This window comes from Denitrobacterium detoxificans (assembly GCF_015062615.1).
Classification (GTDB): domain Bacteria; phylum Actinomycetota; class Coriobacteriia; order Coriobacteriales; family Eggerthellaceae; genus Denitrobacterium; species Denitrobacterium detoxificans_A.
The window spans coordinates 84,968-108,440 of record NZ_SUUH01000005.1 but is presented as its reverse complement, the minus strand read 5'-3'; the positions used below and the strand labels follow the sequence as shown (position 1 = coordinate 108,440).

Here is a 23,473-nt window from a genome sequence, read left to right as displayed (position 1 = left end):
ATTTGCGTGAGGCTTCGCCTCCCGCTCTCCTCAGGGCAACCGAGGCATAGCGCAAATTTATGGCTTTCACAGTGTCCTACGGGGCAACTGCGAGCGGATGCACAAATGGACGAAACGCGCGTTAGCGCGTTTGCGGGGCCCTTGCGCTCGCAAGGATACGTCGCCTGTCGATGCGCCAACGACAGAACATTTGCAATCTTGTTATTCGCCAAGAACAGCTGCAGAAAGAGCAGGACAAGCGGCAGGCCAATCGTGGCCGCGTAGCGATACCTATAGCTGCACTCAGCGTACTCATCGAACAGAGCGGATGGAGCCTTAGCGCACCCGACACGTATGGGCTGATGGCATATCACCTGGGGCCGTAGCGTGACATGCCCGAAACAAACTGCTCCATCCCGGCAGAAGAGGTTTGGTTAGTGGCTACAAGCCGGAAGAGGAGTGCAAGCGAAATCCACGCGTGGGAGTTATGGAGTTCCGCATTTTATTCGGGCAAAAAAGAAGCCTCGCGAGTGTGCGTGCGCGAGGCTGAGATTCAGCAACGAGAGGAGGGGTATGAGGGGGTCTGGGGTGCCTCCCGCTGTCTGTGGTTACAGTATGCCCAAGCTACCTTAAAAGAATCTTAAAGGTTTTCTAAAACGTTCTGAGCTGGGACGATAATCCCTGGCTCTCGGAGTACGCAACGCATCACTCGATCGTCATGCAACTACCTGCGGAAATGCCTTTTCCGGAAAAATGCATCGGGAGCGGCTTGCTTTGTGTCATTGCCCCAGGTCGGAAGATTTTCGGGACGAAATGAAGGCCGAAAACGCCTCCAGAACTGTCCTTTTCCGGAAAAATGCATCGAGGGTGGGGGGCTTCGGCCTGGCACAACATGCGCAAGCCAACGTGCTATTATGGCGCGCATGGTTTCCGAAGCCGTACATAACGTCATGGTCGCGAACAAGCGCGTAAACACCAAGCCCGAGCTGCTGGTGCGCCGCATGCTGCGCGAAATGGGCTGGTCGGGATACCGTTGCGACTGGAAGAAATGCGTGGGCCACCCCGACATCGCCTATCCTGGCCGCAAGATCGCCATCTTCGTACACGGCTGCTTCTGGCACCATCACGAGGGCTGCAAGCACGCCACCACGCCCAAGTCGAACCTCGACTACTGGAACGCGAAGTTCACGCGCAACCGCGAGCGCGACGAACGCGTGCGCGCCCAGCTGGAAGAAGAGGGCTGGCACGTGGTCGTTATCTGGGAGTGCGAGCTGAAGAAGGACAAGCTGGAAGAAACCAAGCAGGCACTCCACGACGAGATCGAATACGCGTTCGTTCAGCTTCCGGAAGCGGAGTCCCCCAAGCAAGATTCAACCAACGCGGAATAGCTCAAGACGCCGAAATGCCAGCACGCTTGTCACCAGCCCTTGCCTCGCGTGGGATTTCCGGAAATCCCAAAACGAAAAGGGTGCGCCAGCCGAAGCTGACACACCCTTGCAAACGCCTCAAACCTGCACGTGCGTCGCTCATAACCAGCTAGCCCCGCGCGTGTGCCACCCAGGACCAGCGCGAACAACACTGCAGGCAATGTTCGCGCGACCTACAGCAGGTCCTCCTGGGTAAGCGGCTTGAAGCCCGCCTCTTCCAGCGCCTTAGCCGCCTGTTCGGCTTCCTTCGTACCGGCAATCTTCAGCACGTCGACGGCTTTGTCGCCATTCACGGAGAAGCAGTAGCCGTACTCGATGTTCAGGCCCATCTTCGCCAGCGTGTCGAGAAGGCTTGCCAGTCCACCGGGATGGTTCGGCACCTCGATGGCGCTCACCTTGGTGACAAGCGCGCGGAAATCGTTCTCGCGCAGCACGTTCGCCGCGCGTTCGGGCTCGTTGCAGATAATACGCACCAGACCATAGTCGGCCGTATCGGCAATGGTAAGCGCGCTCATGTTGATACCCGCGGCGCCCAGCGTGCGCACCAAAGCATCCAAGCGACCCTCGGAGTTCTCGAGGAAAACGGTAAGTTGATCGATCATTAGCGAATCCCCTCTCGTTTGTCGATGACACGCTTGGCCTTGCCCTCGCTGCGCGGAATGCTCTTCGGCTCCACGATGCGCACCTGCACGGCCACGGCCAGGGCCTTCTTCAGTTCGGACTGAATGCTACGCTGCACGCGTTCCAGCGCGGCAATCTCGTCGAAGTCGAAATCGGCTGCCGGTTCCACCTTCAACGTTACCACGTCCATGGAGCCCTTGCGCGTAAGCTCGATAACGTACCAGCTGCTTACCTGCGGGAACTCGCGCATAACGTCTTCAATCTGGCTGGGGAACACGTTCACGCCGCGAATGACGAGCATGTCGTCGGTACGACCATGCAGGCGGTCGATGCGGCGGTGCGTGCGACCGCAGGCGCACTCTCCCGGAATGATGCGCGTGATGTCGCGCGTACGATAGCGCACCACAGGCGATGCCTCGCGGTCGAGCGTGGTGATGACCAGCTCGCCCCATTCGCCATCGGGCAGAACCTCGCCCGTTTCAGGATTGATGATTTCGCAGTAGAAGTGGTCTTCCGCAATGTGCAGGCCGTTCTGCTCGAGGCATTCAACGGCCACGCCCGGGCCCATCGTCTCGGTAAGACCGTACACGTCAAGCACCTTGTAGTTCAGCTTACGCTCGAGCTCGGCGCGGAAGTTATCACTGAAGGGCTCGGCGCCATGGATGCCCGCACGCAGCGTGAATTCCTTGGCAGGGTCGATACCCATTTCAATAGCCGTATCGGCAATGTGCATGGCATAGCTGGGCGTGCACGCCAGAATGGTAGAGCCCATCTCGCGCAAAATACGAATCTGACGCTCGGTCTGCCCTGCCGACATGGGGATGGTGGTGCAGCCCGCAGCGATGCCGCCATAATGAGCGCCCAAGCCACCCGTGAACAGGCCATAGCCATAGCATACGTGGAATACGTCATCGGGCGTGCCGTCGGCATAACGAATGCCACGCGCAAAGCAATCGGCCCAAATCTGAAGGTCGTGCTCGGTATAGGCGCCTACGGTCGCCACGCCCGTGGTACCGCTGGACATGTGAATCTCGCGCACCTCGCTCTGGGGCACGGCCAGCATGCCATACGGATAGGCATCGCGCAGATCCTGCTTGGTTACAAACGGAGCCTTCTGCAAGTCCTCGAGCGACTGCACGGCATACGGATCGAAGCCTGCGTCGTCAAACGACTGCTTATAAAAGGGAATGTGCTCGTAACAGTTGATGACGGTCTGCTTGATGCCCTCGATCTGAATCTGTTCGATCTTTTCGTGGGGCATCGTCAGGATATCCTGTTGTTCGGACATGCGATTCCTTCCTTGCCCAATTCGCGCCTGCCCATGCAGGCACTCCACTCGAATAGAGCATATCCTAGCGCATTGCACTCTAGCGCGCGATAGTGAACCAGAAGAAATCGGGGAAATGGCCTAGGAAAAGTTCATGTTCTGGAAACGATCGGACATGAACTCGTCGGTATAGTTCTGATCGATCCACACGTCGAAGCCCGTTGCGGGCGGAATGCCATCATGGCGTTCGGCAACGCGGTTGAAGCACGACAGCGTCATGAAGACGTCGAGCGCCAAATAGACGCCCAGCAGCGACACGAGTATCACGCGACGGGGCGTAGTAGGCTCGCCAATAATGAACAGCAATTCGGGCATGATGCACACATACCACACCAGGCCCAACGCACCCCAGAACACTAGAAACGGCACGGCCACCCACTGCGTTATGGCACCCGGTACATTCGAGTAATCCCACGAAGAGGCGTGCATGAACGTGCTCATAGACCAACCGGTAATCTGCTCGAGCATTCCGCCCACCACCAGCGCCACCAAAAACACCTGCCATGGAGCGCAGTGCTTACGGCGCATATAGAACGTGATAACGGTAAGCAACGTGGCGCCTACGCCATACAAGGGAGAGAACGGACCCCACACCAAGCCCACGCGACTTTGCGTAAGCCCAGCCGTGACGAACATCCACGTCTCTTCCAGAAAGAGACCCAACACGCTGCCCACAAAGAACAGCAAGACTATCTGATACCAGCCAATGTGCAGCTTGTCGAGGAAGTCTTCACGACGTTCAATATGCGCAGCACGCACTTTCGCACGCTGCACGCGGGAAAGATGGGGTTTCTTCTTGCTCACGTGAGGCATAGAGAGCTTGCGCTCATCACGCCATTTCTGCGCATCGTCGATGGCCTGACGCACGTCGTCGCTCAGACGCTGCTCTTCCACCAGGTGGCGAATGGTACGGCCAAAACCCGAACGCACCACAAGCACGCGAATGCCGTAGATGACACCCCCGATGACCACAATAAGAGCAAGCAAAGTTGCGATTAAAACGAGCAAGCCGGACTCCCCTTCTTACGGTTGCACACAGGGTCATGATACCCTATGCCGCATGAGTTTATTCGCACTGCATATTCTGGCCAGCGGAAGCAAGGGCAACGCGGCCATCGTAGAGGACACTTCAACGGGCATGGGCGTGCTCATCGATTGCGGCATTAGCGGCAAGGCGCTCATCGAGCGCAGCGAACAATGTGGATTCGACCCATGCAAGCTTCAAGCGGTCCTCATTACGCACGAACATACCGACCATATCAGCGGACTAGGCGTCTGCCTGCGGAAACTCGCAAAAAGCGGCGTAAACCCCACGGTATATGCGCAACAGGCATCCATTGACGGTAGCAACACGCTGCGCGAACTTGCAAACAGCCACGACTTCCGTACGTTCAAGGCGACCGAAGATGACTTTGTCCTGGCCGGCATGCGCATCACACCCTTCCCCACCTCGCACGACGCCATGGGATCATGCGGATTCCGCTTCGAAACCGAAACGGACGTGCTGGGCTTCATGACCGATACGGGCATCGTGACGGGAGAAGCGCACGAAGCGCTGTGCGACGTTCGTCTGCTGGGGCTGGAAAGCAATCACGACCCGGCCATGTTGCGAGCCTGCGCGTATCCCGCCTACGTGAAGGCGCGTATCGCGGGCGACGGAGGACACCTTTCGAACGAGCAATCGGCCGCCGAACTTGCCGAGTTGCTAAGCGACAGGCTCGAGCATGTTGCCGCCCTGCACATCTCGCAAAATTCCAACGACTACCGCATGCCCGGCGAAACGCTGCGTGCAGCTGTGACGCGCGCCAGCCACCCCGCCAACGTACACGTGGCCTACCAAAGCAAGCCCATCACCATTCGCTAAGCATGCTGCGGCCATACCCAGCCGCGCGCGAAATCGACGAACGAGCTTCCCACCGAGGTCACGCGCGCCTTGTTCCACGCCACGCCGTAGCGCATGTGCGTCGCCAAATCGGAAAACGGAACAGATGCGATGCCCGTATACTCGCGGCAAAACGTCTGCGGCATGCACGTAATGCCACACCCCGCATGCACCAGCGAAATCGTCGCTTCATGGTGATTACCACGCACCACCTTATCGGCATGAATGCCGATGCGCTCAAATGCGGCGTTGAGATTCCTAAAAAAGCGGGGAGACGTTTCGGGGCTAAACAGCATCATGGGTTCGTGAACGATGTCCATAACCGAAATCGATTCGCGGCCCGCAAGGGGATGCGACGGCGGCATGACTACGCACACGCTCTCCTCGAACAGGGGGTCAGCTACGATAGTCGATTGACCCTCGATTTCGGAAAGCTCCATGAACGCCACGTCAAGCTTGCCGCTATCGAGACGCTTCATCAGGTTGTTCCACGTGTCAATTTCGATATCCACTTCCACGCTTGGATTCTGCCCACGGTACGCACGCACCATGTCGGGCACGCCCGCCCAGTTCACAGGCCCATGAAAGCCAATACGCAACAGGCCACCCATGTGATCGCCCTCAAGAGCGATGGCGCGTCGCGCGGCATCGTACTCATCAACGATGCGCGAAAAACGCTCAAACGCAACCTGCCCCGCAGGCGTGAGCGAGATGGTTCTCCCCCTTCGGAGCAACTGCGTACCCATTTCCGACTCCAAAGCCTTCATCTGGGCAGACATAGCCGGCTGCGTGATGAACTGTTCATGAGACGCCTTCGACAGACTTTGGGTCTGCGCGACAGACACAAAGCATCGCATGCGAAAGATATCCATGAGAGCACCTTTCTATAGCAAGACGGTGGCACTCTGCAGAAAGCACCACCGTCCCTATCACCAAGCCAACCGGGAGGGATGGTCGGCATATGATGGTATACCAAATTGGCCCTATGCGTTTGCGATGAACTCCGCAGCCAAACGGCCACCCGTGGCGCACCAACCCTGTTCAGATCCGGACATCACGTCAACGTCGTAGCAAAAACCCGTATAGCTACTTGCATCGGTACCCAGCGCGAACAAATGAGGAATGGGCTGCTTGTCGACGTCGAGCACACGTAGGTACTCATCGACATCCAAGCCACCAACGCTCGTGAAGATGGCACGCTGAATGTGAGCGCCATAGAACGGCGGCGTAGCCAACGGCGCGAAATGAGTCGTGCCGTACACGGGGTCGGCGCCTGCCGCAGCACAATCGTTGTATTCCTTCACCGTTGCGGCCAGCTGCTCGGGATCAAGCTCGAGCTTCTGGGCCAGCTCTTCGATCGTATCGGCGCGGAACACATTTCCAGCGGCAATGTTTTCCTCTACGGCCTGGCGACCGCCCTGAATAGGCTCGCCCGCGACATGACCCACAGACACAAGACCAATGGTCATGCCCACATCGCACAGCTGGTCCAGATACGCCTGGTCCATAATCGTGTAGCACTTTTCTTGAGCTACGATGGCATTCGACGCAGCGGAAAAGTCGGCGCACATTTCCTCATTGAAGAAGCGCTTGGCCTGTTCGTTCACGCGCATTGCAGGCTGCCAGGAAAACACCCAGTTAGCCGGCTCTTCAAACTCCGAGCAGCCCGGAATGCGCGTGGAGCCATACATGAGGTTGGATGGATTGCACAGTACGCCGCCCACCTGCTGAGCCATGGTGATGCCGTCGCCGTCGCGGCCGGCAGCGCCCCAATTCCAGATCTTGTCGTAATCGGTATGGCAGAATTCCTCCACCAGGTCCTTATTGTTGCTATAGCCGCCCGTGGCCAGAATGACGTTCTGCGCCTTCAACGCGTATTCCTTCTTGGCTTCCTGGAAGTACACGCCAGCGACCTCGCCATCTTCCACGATAAGCCCCGTAGCAGGAGCTTCCTTGCGCACGTCTACGCCAAGGGTCTGAGCGAGTTCAACCATAGGGTTAATGAGGCCCTTCTGCACACGCTCCACATTGCCCTGTGCGTCGGCCAGAAGATGCCAGCTAGGATACGAATTCGGAGACGTTACCGTAGCCTGATAGAAGCTGATGCCACATTCGTCGTGCAACCAATCAATCGTGGCACCCGAATTCTCGATGTAGCGACGAAGCACAGCGCTGTTGGCTGCCCAGTGATGGTATTCCTGCGTACGCAGGAACACTTCGTTCGTGTCAAACTGCAGGCCCTGCTCACGATGCATGTACGAATTCACAGCACCCAGGCCCTCGGCGTAGCCCGAAGAACCGCCATACACGGCATTCTTTTCGAGCATGACCACCTTGAGGCCCAGCTGAGCCGCGCGAACGGCAGCGCAGCAACCTGCCGTACCCGAACCAACGACGACTAGGTCGCACGTGAGGGTTTCCGAGGGATTGTGTTCGCTCTTCACAGCAGAGGACGTATCGCCACTCGAAGCGCTCTCGTCCTTCTGGGTCTTCGCAGGCGCGCAGCCCGTCATGGCAGCGGCCACAGCGCTCCCGGCAACCATAGCGCCAGCAAGAAAATTCCTGCGAGTAAGTTCCATTCTTTCCTCCATTCCAAAACCGGGCCTCCCGTATGACCCCGGATGGAACTAGCGTAGGTTCGCCCTATGCCAGAAGCAATTTGCAATGGATTATGCAGGCATAAACGAGGGTAATATAACCAGCTCAGAGGCTTATAGACAGAAAAAGGCTCCGCTGTGTGCGGAGCCTTATGCCATGCGATATGTCTGAGTTACGCCTAGGAAAGGCGCACGGCGGTGCCATACGCGAGCATTTCCTGCGTGCCCTCCATGACAGTCGAGCCAGCGTAACGCATGGCCACGATGCCATTGGCGCCCAGGGCTTCCGCCTCTTGAATCATACGCTGCTCTGCGATGGCGCGGCCCTCGTTCATCATGTCGGTGTAGCTCTTGATTTCGCCACCTGCAATGCTCTTGAAGCCAGCCATAACATCGCGACCAATGTGCTTCGAGGTGACAACATTACCGCGTACGAGGCCCAGGACCTCCATCTGACGGCCGGGAATGGAATCGCAAGTGGTGATGAACATATTGAACTCCCTTTCTCAGAACGACCAATGGCACCATTTTAGTGAAAGGACCAAACCAGAGCCGTATAACGTTCGCGGACGAGACCAAAACGTTACGAATGGTGAGCAGGATGCATCTCGTATACCTCGTCGCACAGACCCATAGTGGATTGGCGATGCGACACAAGCACCACCGCTTCGCCCGCATACTGCTCGCGAAGCGACTTCAAGATAATGGCCTCGTTCAAAGAGTCGAGATTGCTTGTAGGCTCGTCGAGCAACAGCAGCGGAGCATTATGCAAAAACGCACGCGCCAAGCCGATGCGCTGGGCTTCACCGCCCGACATGTTGTCGCCCATCTCGCCCACGTTCGTATCGTACCCATGCGGAAGCGTTTGCACGAATTCGTGCAAAGACGCCTTCTTGGCGGCTTCCACCACCTCTTCACGGGTAGCGCCAGGCTTGCCAATGGCGATGTTGTTGGCAATGGTGTCGCGGAATAGCCACGTTTGCTGCGTAACGCACGATTCGAACGAGCGAAGGTCAGCCGTATTAAGCTCGTGCACATCACGACCCGACACGTTCACCTTGCCCGCATCGACATCCCAGAAGCGCATGAGCAACTTCAAGATGGTGCTCTTACCCGAACCACTGGGGCCATGGATGCCCACCACGCGACCGCGGGGCACACGCAGCGAATAGCCTTCAAGCACGCGCTCGCCCTCGTACGAGAAGGAAACGTTTTCCAGCACCGCCGCCTCTTCGAGCAAGGCTCGCCCTTCCCCGCTTGCCGGCGCAGCGTCGCACACCTCACGCACTTCGGGCTCTTCGTCAAGCAGATCAAGCACGCGCTGGCCAGCGGCAAGCGTGGCATTCAGCGTGCTCGAAAGGTTCGAAAGGGCCGTCACCGGACCAAACGAGCTCATCATGGCCACCGTCGCCACAAGAACCTGGGCAAACGTCGCCTGTCCATTCGCGAAGGCAGCCAGCATCACGAAGAGCATCGTCCAGGAGAACAATTGAATGAACAGGCTTGTCACCGAAAGCTGCCCCGCGACAACACGGTTCATCTCCCCGCTCATGCCCGCGATTTCCCTTGAACGCTCTTCCATGCGACATGCGCGAAGGGCGCCCCCGCCGTATTGAATCGTCTCGTCGAGTCCGTAGAGCGAATCGAGCACGAAGCTATTCAGGTCGCCCAGCGCATTGCGCATACGATAGCTGCGCTGCGCACCACGACGCCCATTCCATAGTGGAATTCCCAGGCCAACGGCAAGGTAGGCCACCAGCGCGACCACAGCGGCAAGCAGATGCACCCATGCCATGAAGCCCACCATAACAAGCGACGTGAGCACGGCAATGGCGATGGGCGAAATGGTATGCGCGTAAAACACCTCGAGCAGTTCAATGTCACTCGTGATGATCGAAACCAGGTTGCCCTTATCGCGCCCCTCCAGCTTTGCCGGAGCCAGCAAGCGCAGCCGGGCAAACACCTTATGACGGATGAGCGCAAGCATCTTGAAGGCAATAAAGTGATTGCAGTATTGCTCACCGTAATGCAGGAATCCCCTGGCCACGGCGATGGCGACAATGACGGCAAACAATCGGCCGGCATCTGCGACGAACGGCCCGCCCAAGGAGGGCTGCCCCAACGCCTGCGCGGCCACATCGCCAATGCCCAACGCCGCCAGAATCGTAAGGAAGATGGCGCACAGGAAGCCCAGCACGCCCAACACGATGGCAAGCACCATTATGGGCATGAGAGGTGCAACGAGGCCGATAAGACGGCCCATGATGCTTATGCCGGAAGAACGCTTGGAAGACACTTCTTGCGTGCTCATGCAAGCACCCCCTCCTCTTCCACGACCATGCGCGCGGTAGAAACCGTCGCATACTCCTCGAGCTCTCGCTGTGCGTTGAAAAGATGCGCATATGCACCGTCGAACTGCATCAGTTGGGTATGGGTACCCTGTTCGAGAATCCGACCATCGCGCAGCAGATAAACGACTTCGGAATCGACCACATTCGCCAGGCGATGAGAAATGAGCAGGACCGTCTTGGTCTTTGCCAGTTCGTGGATAACGCTCATGATGTCCTCTTCGCTCTCCACGTCGATGCTGCTGGTAGCTTCGTCGAACACATACACAGGGGCATCGTGAAGCAGTGCGCGGGCCAAGGCCAAACGCTGGCGTTGGCCGCCAGAAAAGTTGCTGCCACCTTCCGCCACAGGCGTGGCAAGACCCTGCTGCTCTTCCAAGAATTCCAGCAGGTTCACCGAAGCAAGAGCCGCATTCATGAGTTCATCGGTTGCCTGGGGGTTCCCCAGCATGAGGTTCGAGCGAACAGTACCCTTGAACAGATGCGCATCACAGCTGACCAAGGTAATGTTCTCATGGAGACTCGTTTCATCTACCTGCGAGAGCTCTACACCATTCACGCGAATGCTGCCGGAATACCCACGGTTGCGCCCCGCCAGCAAGCCCGCAATGGTGCTCTTGCCACACCCCGACGTACCCACCAGCGACACAAATGAACCCGCGGGAAGGTCCAGCGAGACGCCGCGCAGAATGGGGCGTTCGCTTACGTAGGAAAACGAAACATCGCGGAATTCGAAGGACACGGGGCCTTGAGGTACCTGCACCCCCTTCGATTCAGGTTCGGGCAGGTCGAGCAAGGCGAAAATGTCATCGCTCGCCGTCATGCCGTTCATGGCAACGTGAAAGTAGCTCCCCAAGCGGCGCATGGGCAGGAAGAACTCAGCAGCCAAAAGCACGATGGCCGTGGCACTAGCCACGGAAATGCCCCCAGCGAACAGCTGCGACAACGCAACCACCATGCCCAGGGCAGCGCCGCCGTAGGCACCAATATCCATAACCGACGTGGAGTTGAGCTGCATCGTAAGCACGCGCATCGTTGCCTTGCGAAAATCCTCGGCCTCTTCGTCCATACGCTGGGCGGCAGCTTCGTCGGCCTGGTAAATCTTCAGCGTGGTAAGGCCCTGCAGGTTATCCAGAAAGCCATCGCCCAACTGGGTGTAGCTCCCCCAATAGCGCTTGAACAAGCGGCCCGCAATCTTTTGCACCAACACGATGGAAAGCGGAATGAACGGCACACACACCAGCAGCACACCTGCAGCCATGGGGCTTACGAAGAAGAGCACCGCAAACAGCGTAAGCGGCGCAAGCAGGGCGTAAAACAACTGAGAAAGATAGAGCCCGTAGTACGTCTCCAACTGCTCGACGCCCTCTACCGCCAGCTGCACTACCTTCGATGTGGACACATCGGCTCGATAGGAAGCGCCCAGACGCAGCAACTTTCGATAGATCTTGTCACGCAGCACGCGCTTCACGTCAACGCTAGCCAGGTACGACGCACGGGTTTCCGCACGGCCCGCAAAGATGCGCACGGCCACGCCCACAACAACCACCAACGCGCATAGCGCAACCGCCTGTGCAGAAAGTACGCCATCAAGCGTCGCCTGCAACAACGCAGCCACCTGAAAAACGATGACGATTTGCGCAATAAGCGAAATCCACTTCCAAATTACCTGGTAAACGATGTACTTCTTCGAATCTGCCAGCAATTTGAGCAGCCGGGTCTTAATCATTTCGTATCCGCCTTCGCACAACCGCGCACGCAGGACGCGGCCCTATTTACCCACATTCAAAACGAACGGCTTACCGTTCACGGACACCACGTCCAGATCGACGCCATACACTTCGCGCAACAGCTCGCCCGTGACGATTTCCTCGGGCGCACCTTGAGCGGCAATGCGCCCATGCGCCAGGGCGATGACCTCGTCACTGTAATGCAGCGCCTGGTTCATGTCGTGCAGCACCATGATGATAGTCATGCCGTATTCGCGATTCAGCGTACGCACCAGTTCCAAGATGTCCAGCTGATAGCGAATATCCAAGTATGTCGTAGGCTCATCGAGCAAGAGCACGCTGGAACCCTGGGCCAGGCTCATGGCGATCCACACGCGCTGACGCTGGCCACCCGAAAGGGCAGAAACAGCACGCTTACGCACATCTTGCAGGTTGGTTACGTCGAGAGCCCAGTTCACGCAGCACTCGTCTTCCTCGATGGCTTCGGCGCGATGTGCCGTGCACGTGCCATGACGATGCGGGAAGCGGCCAAAGGAAACCAGATCCTCGACGGTGAGGTCGGAAGGAGCGGTATTCGTCTGATGCACAATGGCCACGAGCTTGGCGAAATCGAACAAGCGCAGGTCGGCTACGTTGCCGCCACGCAGAAAGATCTGGCCGGACAGGGGCGAAAGGTTCTTCGTAAGCAAATTGAACAACGTCGACTTACCCGAGCCATTCGCGCCGATGAGTGTGGTGATGCACCCCTCGCGAATGGTGAGCGACAAATCCTCAAACAACAGGTTGTTGCGCGTGTATCCAAACGTAAGGTCCTGTACGGTGAAAACGTTATGCGCCATAGGTATCACGCGCCCTCCGCAGCAGGAAGATAAACACGGGACCGCCGACGATCGACATAATCACGGCAGCGGAAATTTCATACGGGGCAACGATAGTGCGTCCCAGTGTATCGGCAAGCAGCAGGCAAAACGCACCCAAGAGCATGGAGTACGGAATGAGCACCTTGTGGCTCGTGCCCACCAGCAAGCGCGCGCAATGAGGCACGATCAGGCCCAGGAAGCTAATGGGGCCAATGATGGCCGTGGTAATAGAGGCCAGGAGCACCGCGATAGCCGAAATGGCCAAGCGATTGAGATTAACGTTCACGCCCAGAGAACGCGCCGTCTTGTCTTCCAGGGAAAGCAGGTCGCAGCGCTTGAACACAAGCAGGGAAAGCACCAAGCCAACAACCGCGTGCCCCGCCAACGTGGCAAAATCATCCCACGTCTTCATGGTGATGCTCGACTCGACGATGCTCGTAACGCTCGAAGAAACGCCACCCGTGGAGCCGCTTAGGCAAGCAGCAATGCCGGTGAACATGGCGCTCACGGCAACGCCCACCAGAATGATGCGCAAAGGAGAGATGCGCCCCGCATGCCACGAAAGCGTATACACCATGCCGAATGCCAGAAGGCCACCGCAAAACGCCAAAATAGGCGTGAAGTAGAACAGCATGGGGAAAAACGCTGTTATAAGCACGGCGCAACATTCCGCACCTGCGGAAATGCCGATGATTCCTGGATCGGCCAGCGGGTTGCGGATAACCGCCTGCAACAACACGCCGCTGCACGCCAATGCAGCACCGCCCACCAGCGCAATGAAAATACGCGGGAAGCGCAAATCGTAGACAGTGGCTACGCTATCGTCGTACGATACGAACAGACCGTTGATAAGCTGCTCGGGCGACACTTTCAAGCTACCCGTGTTCACTGCCACGAAAAACAGCGCAATGAGCGCCACCGCCGTTACGACAAACGCCGTAACACGCCGCGCCGTGCTGGGCACCTCGGCGCGCGGGCGCCTCTTCTTCGCTAGATGATGCATACTACCTTCCGGTTTCCGCGCCTAGGCGCTTTCATAGAGATACGTGCGCAATTCATTGAGCGCATCGGGGTACGAGAACGTGGCGCTCATGCCAAAGTTCGAATACGTAAGGTCGTATACCCTACCCTCTTGCACGGCCCTGAAGTGCTTCCAGATGTCGTTCGTCTCGAATTCCTGGGCGAACATCTGACGCACGTCGTCGGGCAGAGCGTGGGCGGTACGCAGGATGATGTCGGGGTCGCGCGAAAGCATGTCCTCGGTATTGGCATCGAGGAATTCCTCGGTAGTACCGGCGTACACGTTTTCGGCGCCCGCCATCTGCACCAAGCTGCCCGCATAGCAGTTTTCCGTGGCAACCATGTACGAGCCGGGAACGCCCATGAGCACCAGCACACGCGGTGCGGTGCGATCGCTGATGGTGGCATTGTACGCACGCATGAACTGCTCATATTCCGCGCGCTGCGCTGCCGCCTGTTCTTCACGGTCGAATTTTCGACCCAGGTAATCGATGGAATCGTACAGACCGGCAACGCTGGTAAGGTCGAGGAATATGCACCCTACGTGAATACCCGCGTACTTCGGCTGCAGATCGGCCTGCAACGTATTCGGCGAGATAACGCACGTGGGATGCATACTGGCAAGAAGCTCTAGGTCGGGAGCCATAGCCGTGCCCACTTGGGTAACGTTCGCATAGCGTTCGGGGACGTCGGACGTCGTGGTGGGGATGCCGATAAGATCGAGCTCGAGCCTATCGGCAATATGCAAGCCCGCGGGGCTCGTCATAACGAGCTTGGGGCTACTACCCTCTTCGAGTTCCGGATGCTGGTTCACGCACCCACACAACGACGCCGGCAAGGCAGCCGCGGCGCATGCCGCAGCCGCCCAGCCAACGAACTTCCTACGAGAAACGCAACGCAAGATTAGTCCTGATCACCCTGATGGGGGCCACGAGCTGCCGCGGCAGCAGCAGCTGCGGCGGCATCCTGCTTGGCACGGTTCGGCTTCAGCACCGCAACGTACACAATAACGCCCGCAACGACTACCACGGCCAGGATAATGCCAATGATAAGCGGGTAGTTCAAACTGGAAGCGCCATTGTCGGCAGCGCCGTCCTTAACCTGGTTGCCATCGGCGTTGTACTCGGACACGCCCTTAACAGAATCGCCCGAGGTGGAAACGCTGCCCTCCGAAGAGGCGTTAGATTCGGAACCCGTGGAAGCGCTGGAGGAGCCCGCGGAGGCCGCATTCAGCGCGTCTACATCGATGGCCTGGGCAAAGCCAGCGGTATTGCCCTCGGTCAAGTCGGAAATCGTCACGAAGAACGTAACCGAACGGCCCATGGGCGTAACGTACATCTCAAAGCGCAGCGTAGGCGTGGTGTTAGCTGCCGTAAGCTGCAGGTCGACCATATTGGTCTCAGCATTGGTGGAAAGCTTTTCCGCCTGCTGCGACGCACCATACGAAGAGCCATCAACGCTAGCGGCAACGGTAACATCGCCAATCTGATCCGCCTCGTAGAAACGCACGGATACGAGCACTTCGCCGTTGCCCTGATCCTGCACGAACGCTTCAGGCTGCACGATGCCGGTTACCATGGTTGCGCCCAGGGTCTGGCCGCTTTCGCCGGCGCTATCCTCTACAGCGCCCGTAACGGGGTTGGTGTAACTGGGCGTGGCAGTAGCAGTGTAAACCGCAGCGTTTGCCCAAGCGGCACGGGGGCACACAACGGCAAGCGCAACCAGAGCGCATGCGAAGGCGCATGCCGCAAGAGAAGTGAGTTTCACTCGATGAGTCATAGCTTGATTCCTTTGCAACTATCTAGCAAAACGAGCACGTGCTTACTGCTCGTTCATCTTCCTACGCGCAGCAACGGCAACGGCACCAGCGCCAACCGCAAGAACGGCCGCAGCAGGCACGGCGCCCGCGGGCAGCTCGTCGCCCGTATTGGGAAGCACGCTACCGCTGGTGGACACGCCAGAGTCTTTGGCGGACGTTGCGATCTGGCCCGTGTCGCCACCCTTGTCAACGGCCTGCGAATAGTAAATATGCAGATCGGCGGAAACGGGGCCGCCACCCAGTTCCTTCATGGGGACGATGGTCATGGTCACGCCATACACGGTGTCGCTTTCCGTGGCGGGCACCGTCATGGTGTACTGACGGCTGCTGGAAGATTCGTTGGTAATGGACACCTTGCCCGCGCTGCTCGAAAGGCCCTCGATGTAGTCGGGGCGGTTGGTGGAGAAGCTCACTGTATACGTGCCATCGCTCTGCGGACGCACGAGCGCCACGTCGCCAAAGTACTGGTTCGCCATGGACGTCTGCGACGTACCCTCCTTGGCGAACATGATGGGCACTGCATACACATGGCCCACCTGGAAGCCCTCATCGTTGGTTTCCGACTGAGCGGAAAGGCCATTGCCATCGCCATTGTTGTTCTGGCTGGCATCGGTAGAAGTAGCGGCCTCGTTCGAGGGATCCTCGGAGGACTCGTCTTCACCCAGAGCCGCCTGCAGCTTGGAAAGCGCAGCATCCACCTGATCCTGCGTAGCGCTGGCATCTTCCAGCACGGCAGCCGCTTCGCTCATGGCAGCAGTAAGCTCGTCGGACGCATTACCGGCATCCACGAGCGCCTGACCCTTTTCCACGGCCGCTTCCAGAGCGGAAGCGTCCACGACAGAAGGGTCGTCAATGGAAACAACCTGCAGGCTTTCCCAGTCGATGTACAGCGCCGCATCGACATAGGTCTCGCCCATGGGGCTATCGCTGCTCTGCAGCGCGATGGGGGCATAATCGCTCTCGGGCTTCACCAGGGGAATGTCGGCCTGGCTACCGCTTATGGAAACGGAAACAGCGTTGCTACCCTTCACGGCAGAACCCGACTGGCTAAAGCTCTTGTAATACTTCAGGCCAGTAACGTGACCCGTTATGCCCATGGCAGACACCGTGCCCAGCTTCTGGGTAAGCGTGTACGAGCCGTTCTTCACCGTGAGCGTTTGCGTGCCGTTGAACGCCGCGCTTGCCATGGAATCGTTCGCGATATTGTCAGCGCTCTTCAAGACAACGTCGACCGTGTACGTGCCATTCGGCAGATCGGCGGTATCGAGCGTGCCGTACGTGCTATCGGAAACCGTAGCGGCTGAAGCAACGCTTACCGGAGCAACGCCCGCCGTACCGGCAACCAACGTTGCAGCCAAAACGGCGGAAAAGGCAACGCGACCGCCGCGCATAACCATCGACTCGTTATTCATTCGTTCATACCCTGCTTTCTATTGCACAACGGAGCGTGAACCCCGCTCTTATATACACATGACTATAGTTAGCCCAGCCTTACTAAATGGGTAATTCTACCCCAATCGGTCATGCTGTCTAGCCCGATTGGACGAACACCCCAACATCACACGCATGCTCCCCATCAAGGAAAACCGCACCCGAAAAGGAGTACCGCGCACGTACGCTATTTCACGCCATACCAGCCAACGCCCTCCTTCTGCCATCCCAGGCTCGCCAGGAAGTCGCGTTCCTCGGCGCTCGTGGTGTAGTGATGGGAACCCGTAGCAGCGTTGGGATTGTACAGGCGATACAGTGCCTGGCCATCGCTGTCTTCCGAATACCAACCGATGCCCTCGTACTTCCAGCCGAGCCCTCGCAGCCAATCGCGCTCCTCGACGCTGGAAGTGTAATGATGGTCGCCGCCATTGGGGTTGTACAGTCGGTACACGGGCGCGTCGCTCGTAGCGGGCGCCGTCCAGCCGATGCCCTCGTACTTCCAACCAAGGGTACTCAGCCAATCGCGCTCTTCCGCGCTCGCCGTGTAGAAGTGCTCGCCGCCATTGGGGTTGTACAGACGATACATAGCCTGCGTTGCCACGGGCTCTTCGCTCGGATCGTCGACAGGCTCGCTAGGAGCCTCATACGTTGCCGTGGCGGAAGCGGAATAATAGGACGCATCGCGCACTTGCGCGGAAAGCGTCGCGCCTTGCGCAACCTTCCACGAACACGTCGACGCGCTGCCCCAATCCTGAACCACCGTTTCGCTTCCATCAGAGGTAACCTGCACGAATCGGTAATCCTTCGCGCCATCCACGCCGCCCGTAGCAGTAGCCGTAACGGTTACCGTCGTACCAGCGGTGAATGCCGCATCGGAGACGGCAGAAACGGAAAGCGGCGTATACGCAACTAGGTGCGTAGCGGGGTCGATACCCGCGTTGACCATGGCCGTACGAGCGGCATTCCACCCCTTCGTGCCCTCCTGCGCATACACCGTCACGCTATCGGCATCGTAATTGCCATTCTGGCACTTCGTGAGCGTGAGGCTCGTAAGCGTCGAAGGAACCACGATCACCTGGGGCGGAACCATAGATCCGCGCGTGAGCGTGGCCTTCGTCATTCCCTCGCCCAGATACAGCGTCTGCATGGGGCGCGCAACGCTACCCGGCGTCGAGTTGGAATACTCACCGCTCTGGCCACCGCGAATGACCACATGTTCTGGATTCGCGTTGGTAAAGGCGGCACGATACACCGCGGTGATGTTCGTACCGAAGTCGGCGATCTGCAATGCCGTATTGCCGAAGCCATTCACCTCACGCAGGCTGTCGGGGAACACCACGTCGGAAAGCGCGGTACAACCGTAGAACGCATTCGAATTGATGACGAGCAGCCCCTCGGGAAGCACCAGGCGCTGCAGCGTGGTCATGCCCTTGAATGCATCGGATTCGATGGAAACCGTACCGTCAAGCACGCGGTATTCCTGCAGAGCAACGCTGGGCAGGGCCTTTTCCAGATGCATGCCATCGGAAGCCTCACGGTAGAGCACGTTTTCGTTCGCCACGTACACTTCGTTACCCGACGAAACCGTAAGCTCAGAAATGTTGCCACAGCCGCTGAACAGTTCGTCGTACGACGTGTACGAACCGTCGGCTGCATAGCTGGGAAAACCAGCGCCCAGGTGAACGCTCGTCAGCGATCCATTATTCGCAAAGGCGCCCGCGCCAACGAACGTAACGGAATCGGGCAGCACCACGCTTGCAAGCGGCGTCGCCACGCCCGGCGGGCACACGCCAAACGCGCTCTCGCCAATGGAATCCAGCGCATTCAGATCGCAACGGAAGTTCACGTTGGCAAGGTTCGGGCAGGAGGCAAACGCCGAGGCGCCCACCTGGGTTGCTCCACCCAGATCCACGCTGGGCATCTGAGCTTCCTCGAAGGCGTGATCGCCCACGGCAACGGAACCTTCGGGCAGAGCCACGCCCGCGCTGAGACGCGCGCCCTTGAACGCATAAGCGCCAATGGAGGACACGGAGCCGAAATCAACGCGCGCCAGACAGGCATCGCGGAACGACGAGGCGGCCAACGTCTTCACTCCCTGGGGAATGGTATACGCGCCCGCATCGCCATAGCGAGCGGCAGGATAGGCGATGAGCTGCGTGCCGTCGGCGCTGAAGAGCACCCCATCCACGGAATTGCACGTAGCAGAGCCATTGGCCACGGCAATCGACGCAAGCGCCGTGTCGCCCACAAATGCGCCCACGAGCGATTCCGCAGGGCACCCAGCTCCCACAACGATGCTACGCGTATGGTTCATCTGGGCAAACGCACCCTCGCCCGCCGAAGTGAACCCAAGCTCGTTCACGGAGTCGGGAACTACCAGCGCATCGATGTTCACATTGGCAAACGCCGCCCCGCCAATAGAGCCAAGACCCTCATTGAGCGTAAGAGACGTAAGCGCCGTACAACCGGCAAACGCACCCTCGCCAAGAGAGCGCATGGAGGACGGAAGGCCTTCGGAAACATGGTCGTCGGACAAGCTTGAGCCCGTCTTCACGACGGTAAGGTCCTCGCAGTTAGCAAGCGCCGAAGCGCCCATGTTCTGCACGCCCTCGCCCAGAACGAGCGTCGCGAGGCTCGAGCCCTCAAACGCACTTGCAGGGAGATCCGTAATGGATCCGGGAATGTATGCCGTGGACAAGCTTGAGGAAGCGAACACACGCGACCCAAGCTCCCGCACGCTTGCGGGCAGCTCGATCTTCTCCACCGCCGAACTTTCGAATGCCGAGGCACCCAGAGACACAAGCTCGCTTTGCGCTGCGTCGGCAAACGTCACCGACGTAAGAGAGGCGGTGTTCGCAAAAGCGGATTCGCCAATGGTCCTCACGCTTGCGGGAATGACGACCGCCTGAATGCCAGAGCCATCAAACGCATGTGCGGCAATAGCCGTTACGCCCGAGGGAATCTGGGCAACCGTACTCGTACCCGCATAGCCCGTGAGCACGCCATCCTCAATCACAAAGCCCTGATCGTCGGGCTCAACCGTGGCGGTCGACGTGGCGTAGTTCAAGCCATAATCCCATGCATATACGGGCAAGTCGGAAAGGTCCGCGGGGAAAGCGGATTCGCGCAGGCCCGCTTCAGCCCACGCAGTCTTCAGGGCATCGCGCGAAACGGTAAACGTGTAGGTGCCGCCTTCAGTCGACGTGGCATCGCTTTCCAGCACGCGATAGAAATACGTGCCATCCGTGGGATTGTGGAAGCTAATGCCCGCAAGATACGTAGAATCGCTTGCCGTAACCGTAACGGAATCGGCCGCATAGTCTACGGACAGAGCCGGCGCCGTGGTGTCATACGTAAACGTATACGTACGCGTTTGAGCGGACGACCCTTGAGCGGCAATCTGAACTGTCTGGGTAAGCGTGCACGTTCCCTCGGGGGCCACCAAGCCGTTATCCGATACGCCACTATACGCAGGCGGCTGGGAAAACGCCTCCTCGCAGAACGTATGCCCCTCATTCGTATTGCTCTTCGACACGTACGCGTACTCATAGGTCTTCGCATTCCCCGACGCATCGACATACGAATACGCCATCGACGAGGCATTACGCAGCAGCGACGTTGCCGGCATCACCTTATTGGGGGCCGAAGAGGCCGAAGACGAGGACAGTACGTACTTGCTCTCGTCGATAAGGGAAACGTTCGTGCGCGCACTCTGAATCGTCGCGCTATCAAGCAAGGGGTTTACGCCCAATGCAGTGAGCGTATTGGCATTCAGCAAGCAACCTGCCGAAAGCGAGGCGCTCGCCGTGCCGCTCTGCACATCGGAAACGGCAGCATCGAACGCACTCGCCGCAGCCCAATCACCTAGAAACGCCAGGAACGGGACCGACAGGTTCACGCCACCATCGGCAGACGTAAACATTGCGAAGCCATCGACATACGTGCCGTTTTCGGCAAGGGAAAGCAGGTGAGAACGAAGTTCGGGCGAACAAGACAGAGACACCGAAACGCTTGCCTGGCCACCTGCGGGCACCGTAACGGATCCCTCATGGGCGTCGCCACCATACGTCACGTTTATGCCATTGCCCGCGTAGTTGATCGAGGACAGAGCAAACGACGAGTCGTCGGCGCTCATCGCATCGGACAGAGCCGCCGTGGAAAGACCAAACGACCTGCTTTCGCTGCCCACGTTGTGCAGCGTAACCGTGAACGTCCACGCTCCCGCATCGCTATCGCCCAACTCGGCCTTCGGACGAGAAGCATCAGCGGCACCATCCACCGTCACGTACACGTCGGTGGAGGTAGCAGCCGCCACGTCAACCATACCCGCACCCTGTTTGCGCGGCGAATAGTAGCTGTTGTCCTGCGATTCATCTACCAACGGGCGCGCCGTGCCCATGAGCAGCTGCGTTATCAGGCTGCCCTTCTCCTCGCTCGAGAGGCTGGCAAACTTCGCGTCGGTCTCGACATACTGCTGCACCAGGGCGGAAGCACCCGCGATATAGGGCGAGGCCATGGACGTACCCGACTTGCGACCATACGCTTCGGCGCTGGAAGCAGAAGACACGGAAGAATAGATATTGCCACCCGGAGCGGAGATCTCGGGCTTGAGCGTCAGCTCGGGGGTAACGCCCCAGCTAGAATAATCGCTTGCCGTGTAGTTAGTCGAGACGGGCAGCGTAAGCCCCTGCACCAAATTCATGGAACGGCCAGCCGCGGCAGCCTCGGTAAGGGCCTGGCCACTCGTGGCGTTCACGCTGATAACCGGCACATTGTTCACTGTACCGATGCTCACAGCGGAAAGCGTGTCGCTCGACTGGCGCACGATAATGGCCGCCACGCCAAGCTGGCCGCGAATGCGCGAAACGCGTTCCTGCGTGGGCTCGAGGAACATATTGCCCTCATCAACCAGCACGCAGATCTGCGCGGGGCTCACACCCGCCTGCTGAACATCCTCCACCAATTGGGCGACATCCGACGTAGAGCCCTCGTGGGCGTCGAACAGCGCATAGGTGCCGTTGGCCAGGTCGGAGAATTCCTTCACCGTCGTGTTCGTTCCGCCCGTTGCCTGGCAATATTCAATCTGCATACCATCGTCGAGCGTGAAATACGTACCACCCACGGCGTTGTCGACGCTGGCAACGGCCAGCGACGCCGTAAGGGAAGCGGGGTCGGAAACGATGCCGTAATCGGGGTTGGAAGACGAGATGGTTCCGCCCTCGCCCATGGACGTATACGCATTGCCCTGGGAAACGCACACCGTACAACCCTTCGAGCGCAGCGTTTCCAAGCAGTCGGCATACGTGCTCGACGCCTCATCGGAAAAGCCACCGTCGGAACCCAACGACATGTTCACCACATCGGGGGCAAGCACCGCGCAATCATCAAGCGCGGCAAGGAGATTCGATTCGTAGATCGCTCCATTCGTGTCCACACCCATAGCGGCAATCTGCGCACCGGGGGCAACGCCCAGCGTCTGACCCGCATTCGCCGCGGCGATACCCGCCACGTGCGTGCCATGGCTCGACATGGGCGTAGCGTACGAGCTGGTCTTCATGCCGTAGTTGTACCAGAAGGGAATCTTCTCGCTCACGTAGCGCGCTTCCTGGCCACCCTGGGAAAGCTGACTGCGAACGGCGGCAATGCCCTCTTCCGAATATGCGAGGGAGTCATCGTCCATATCGCCAGAAAACGCAATGTGGCTATCCTGGATGGACGAGTCGATAACGGCAATGAGCTGGCCCGCACCTGACTCGGTTACGCCATCCACGTTGCCCATGGCAAGCGTAGCCTGATTGCGCACCCACGTGCTCTCCTGCGCACTCAGCGAGTCGCTCTGAGCGGCAAGGTCGACGGCGTTATCGCCTTCGGCGTCTTCCTCAACGGAAAACGACTGCTCGATGAAGGCGTTCTTTACCTCGGGAAGCGCCTGAATGTCGGAGAGCACAGAAGCGGGCGCCTTCACGGCAAAGCCATCCATGACGTTGTAGTAGTCCCACAGCTCGATGAGGGAATCGCTCGCATCAGACTGCGTCGTAAGGAACCCGAACAGGCCCGTATCCCCACCCGAAGCCAACGAACGAATGGTAGCCTTCACCGAAGCATGACGGTCGGAATCGCTCTGGGCGAACAAGCCGAAAAAGCCCGTGCTCTCCTCTTGCGGATACAGCTGCACGATTATCGTGACCAGGCCGTCTTCAGCCTGCTCTTCCGAAGAGGCTTCGGCAGCGGAATCCTCTTCGCCACCTGCGTAGGTAAGCAGCGTGTCAGCACTCACCGAAGAGAGCACCGCGCTGCCCGACGCCTGCGACTCGGCGGCATCCTGCGCCAAGGCCGCCTGCGAGGGGATGGCAAGAGAGCCAGCGAGCGCCAGAACGCACGCGAAGCGCATTCCATATCGACCAAACTTCATTCCCACGAACTTCCTCCTAT

General features: G+C 58.7%; 16 protein-coding genes. 2 read left to right on the top strand and 14 right to left on the bottom strand.

Annotation, left to right across the window (positions count from 1 at the left end; all coding sequences use genetic code 11):
* The first annotated feature begins 893 nt into the window (after nucleotides 1-893).
* On the top strand, nucleotides 894-1,367 hold the full coding sequence (locus E7002_RS07355) for a very short patch repair endonuclease (RefSeq protein ID WP_303728215.1): 474 nt from the start codon (nucleotides 894-896) through the stop codon (nucleotides 1,365-1,367).
* Between the two features lie 212 nt (nucleotides 1,368-1,579).
* Here the strand turns inward: E7002_RS07355 and E7002_RS07350 are convergent, their stop codons facing one another.
* From E7002_RS07350 to E7002_RS07340, 3 genes are all read right to left on the bottom strand, one after another.
* Nucleotides 1,580-2,008, bottom strand: a complete 429-nt coding sequence (locus tag E7002_RS07350; RefSeq protein WP_303728214.1) for an ACT domain-containing protein — start codon at nucleotides 2,006-2,008, stop codon at nucleotides 1,580-1,582.
* Nucleotides 2,008-3,315 (bottom strand): phenylacetate--CoA ligase family protein, encoded by a 1,308-nt coding sequence (locus E7002_RS07345; protein WP_303728213.1) that lies wholly within the window; start codon nucleotides 3,313-3,315, stop codon nucleotides 2,008-2,010. The genes E7002_RS07350 and E7002_RS07345 overlap by 1 nt, the downstream gene beginning before the upstream one ends.
* Nucleotides 3,316-3,435: 120 nt before the next feature.
* The gene (locus E7002_RS07340; RefSeq protein WP_303728212.1) at nucleotides 3,436-4,362 is read right to left on the bottom strand and encodes a putative ABC transporter permease; all 927 of its coding nucleotides are present in this window, start codon (nucleotides 4,360-4,362) and stop codon (nucleotides 3,436-3,438) included.
* A gap of 52 nt (nucleotides 4,363-4,414) precedes the next feature.
* Here E7002_RS07340 and E7002_RS07335 point away from each other — a divergent pair, with 52 nt between their 5' ends.
* Nucleotides 4,415-5,218 (top strand): MBL fold metallo-hydrolase, encoded by an 804-nt coding sequence (locus tag E7002_RS07335; protein WP_303728211.1) that lies wholly within the window; start codon nucleotides 4,415-4,417, stop codon nucleotides 5,216-5,218.
* Here the strand turns inward: E7002_RS07335 and E7002_RS07330 are convergent.
* From E7002_RS07330 to E7002_RS07280, 11 genes are all read right to left on the bottom strand, one after another.
* Nucleotides 5,215-6,108, bottom strand: coding sequence for a LysR family transcriptional regulator (locus tag E7002_RS07330; RefSeq protein ID WP_303728210.1), 894 nt, complete (start codon nucleotides 6,106-6,108; stop codon nucleotides 5,215-5,217). The two genes, E7002_RS07335 and E7002_RS07330, sit on opposite strands and share 4 nt — an antisense overlap.
* 111 nt (nucleotides 6,109-6,219) lie before the next feature.
* Nucleotides 6,220-7,815, bottom strand: coding sequence for an FAD-dependent oxidoreductase (locus tag E7002_RS07325; protein ID WP_303728209.1), 1,596 nt, complete (start codon nucleotides 7,813-7,815; stop codon nucleotides 6,220-6,222).
* A gap of 197 nt (nucleotides 7,816-8,012) precedes the next feature.
* Entirely contained in the window at nucleotides 8,013-8,324 is a 312-nt protein-coding gene (locus tag E7002_RS07320) for a YbjQ family protein (protein ID WP_303728208.1), read from the bottom strand.
* A gap of 92 nt (nucleotides 8,325-8,416) precedes the next feature.
* A complete protein-coding gene (locus tag E7002_RS07315; RefSeq protein WP_303728207.1) occupies nucleotides 8,417-10,144 on the bottom strand; it encodes an amino acid ABC transporter ATP-binding/permease protein in 1,728 nt (575 codons plus the stop codon).
* On the bottom strand, nucleotides 10,141-11,910 hold the full coding sequence (locus tag E7002_RS07310; protein WP_303728206.1) for an ABC transporter ATP-binding protein/permease: 1,770 nt from the start codon (nucleotides 11,908-11,910) through the stop codon (nucleotides 10,141-10,143). The genes E7002_RS07315 and E7002_RS07310 overlap by 4 nt, the downstream gene beginning before the upstream one ends.
* A 42-nt stretch (nucleotides 11,911-11,952) precedes the next feature.
* Entirely contained in the window at nucleotides 11,953-12,750 is a 798-nt protein-coding gene (locus E7002_RS07305; protein ID WP_303728205.1) for an ABC transporter ATP-binding protein, read from the bottom strand.
* Nucleotides 12,740-13,774 carry an iron ABC transporter permease gene (locus E7002_RS07300; RefSeq protein WP_303728204.1) on the bottom strand — a complete coding sequence of 345 codons (1,035 nt, stop codon included), beginning with the start codon at nucleotides 13,772-13,774 and terminating at the stop codon, nucleotides 12,740-12,742. Before E7002_RS07300 ends, E7002_RS07305 begins: the two co-directional genes overlap by 11 nt.
* Nucleotides 13,775-13,795: 21 nt before the next feature.
* Entirely contained in the window at nucleotides 13,796-14,692 is an 897-nt protein-coding gene (gene isdE / locus E7002_RS07295; RefSeq protein ID WP_303728203.1) for a heme ABC transporter substrate-binding protein IsdE, read from the bottom strand.
* A 2-nt stretch (nucleotides 14,693-14,694) separates the two neighbouring features.
* A complete protein-coding gene (locus E7002_RS07290; RefSeq protein WP_303728202.1) occupies nucleotides 14,695-15,570 on the bottom strand; it encodes a heme-binding Shp domain-containing protein in 876 nt (291 codons plus the stop codon).
* Nucleotides 15,571-15,612: 42 nt separating this feature from the next.
* Entirely contained in the window at nucleotides 15,613-17,022 is a 1,410-nt protein-coding gene (locus E7002_RS07285) for an NEAT domain-containing protein (RefSeq protein ID WP_303728201.1), read from the bottom strand.
* 206 nt (nucleotides 17,023-17,228) lie between these two features.
* A complete protein-coding gene (locus E7002_RS07280; protein WP_303728200.1) occupies nucleotides 17,229-23,453 on the bottom strand; it encodes a leucine-rich repeat protein in 6,225 nt (2,074 codons plus the stop codon).
* Nucleotides 23,454-23,473: the final 20 nt, after the last annotated feature.

Excerpts from the sequence above, each read along its gene's own strand:
- E7002_RS07305 (WP_303728205.1), bottom strand. The coding sequence starts at position 12,750 with ATGGCGCATAACGTTTTCACCGTACAGGACCTTACGTTTGGATACACG.
- E7002_RS07310 (WP_303728206.1), bottom strand. The coding sequence starts at position 11,910 with ATGATTAAGACCCGGCTGCTCAAATTGCTGGCAGATTCGAAGAAGTAC.
- E7002_RS07335 (WP_303728211.1), top strand. The coding sequence starts at position 4,415 with ATGAGTTTATTCGCACTGCATATTCTGGCCAGCGGAAGCAAGGGCAAC.
- E7002_RS07345 (WP_303728213.1), bottom strand. The coding sequence starts at position 3,315 with ATGTCCGAACAACAGGATATCCTGACGATGCCCCACGAAAAGATCGAA.
- E7002_RS07280 (WP_303728200.1), bottom strand. The coding sequence starts at position 23,453 with ATGAAGTTTGGTCGATATGGAATGCGCTTCGCGTGCGTTCTGGCGCTC.
- E7002_RS07290 (WP_303728202.1), bottom strand. The coding sequence starts at position 15,570 with ATGACTCATCGAGTGAAACTCACTTCTCTTGCGGCATGCGCCTTCGCA.
- E7002_RS07320 (WP_303728208.1), bottom strand. The coding sequence starts at position 8,324 with ATGTTCATCACCACTTGCGATTCCATTCCCGGCCGTCAGATGGAGGTC.
- E7002_RS07300 (WP_303728204.1), bottom strand. The coding sequence starts at position 13,774 with ATGCATCATCTAGCGAAGAAGAGGCGCCCGCGCGCCGAGGTGCCCAGC.
- E7002_RS07285 (WP_303728201.1), bottom strand. The coding sequence starts at position 17,022 with ATGAATAACGAGTCGATGGTTATGCGCGGCGGTCGCGTTGCCTTTTCC.
- E7002_RS07325 (WP_303728209.1), bottom strand. The coding sequence starts at position 7,815 with ATGGAACTTACTCGCAGGAATTTTCTTGCTGGCGCTATGGTTGCCGGG.
- E7002_RS07355 (WP_303728215.1), top strand. The coding sequence starts at position 894 with ATGGCGCGCATGGTTTCCGAAGCCGTACATAACGTCATGGTCGCGAAC.
- E7002_RS07350 (WP_303728214.1), bottom strand. The coding sequence starts at position 2,008 with ATGATCGATCAACTTACCGTTTTCCTCGAGAACTCCGAGGGTCGCTTG.
- E7002_RS07315 (WP_303728207.1), bottom strand. The coding sequence starts at position 10,144 with ATGAGCACGCAAGAAGTGTCTTCCAAGCGTTCTTCCGGCATAAGCATC.
- E7002_RS07330 (WP_303728210.1), bottom strand. The coding sequence starts at position 6,108 with ATGGATATCTTTCGCATGCGATGCTTTGTGTCTGTCGCGCAGACCCAA.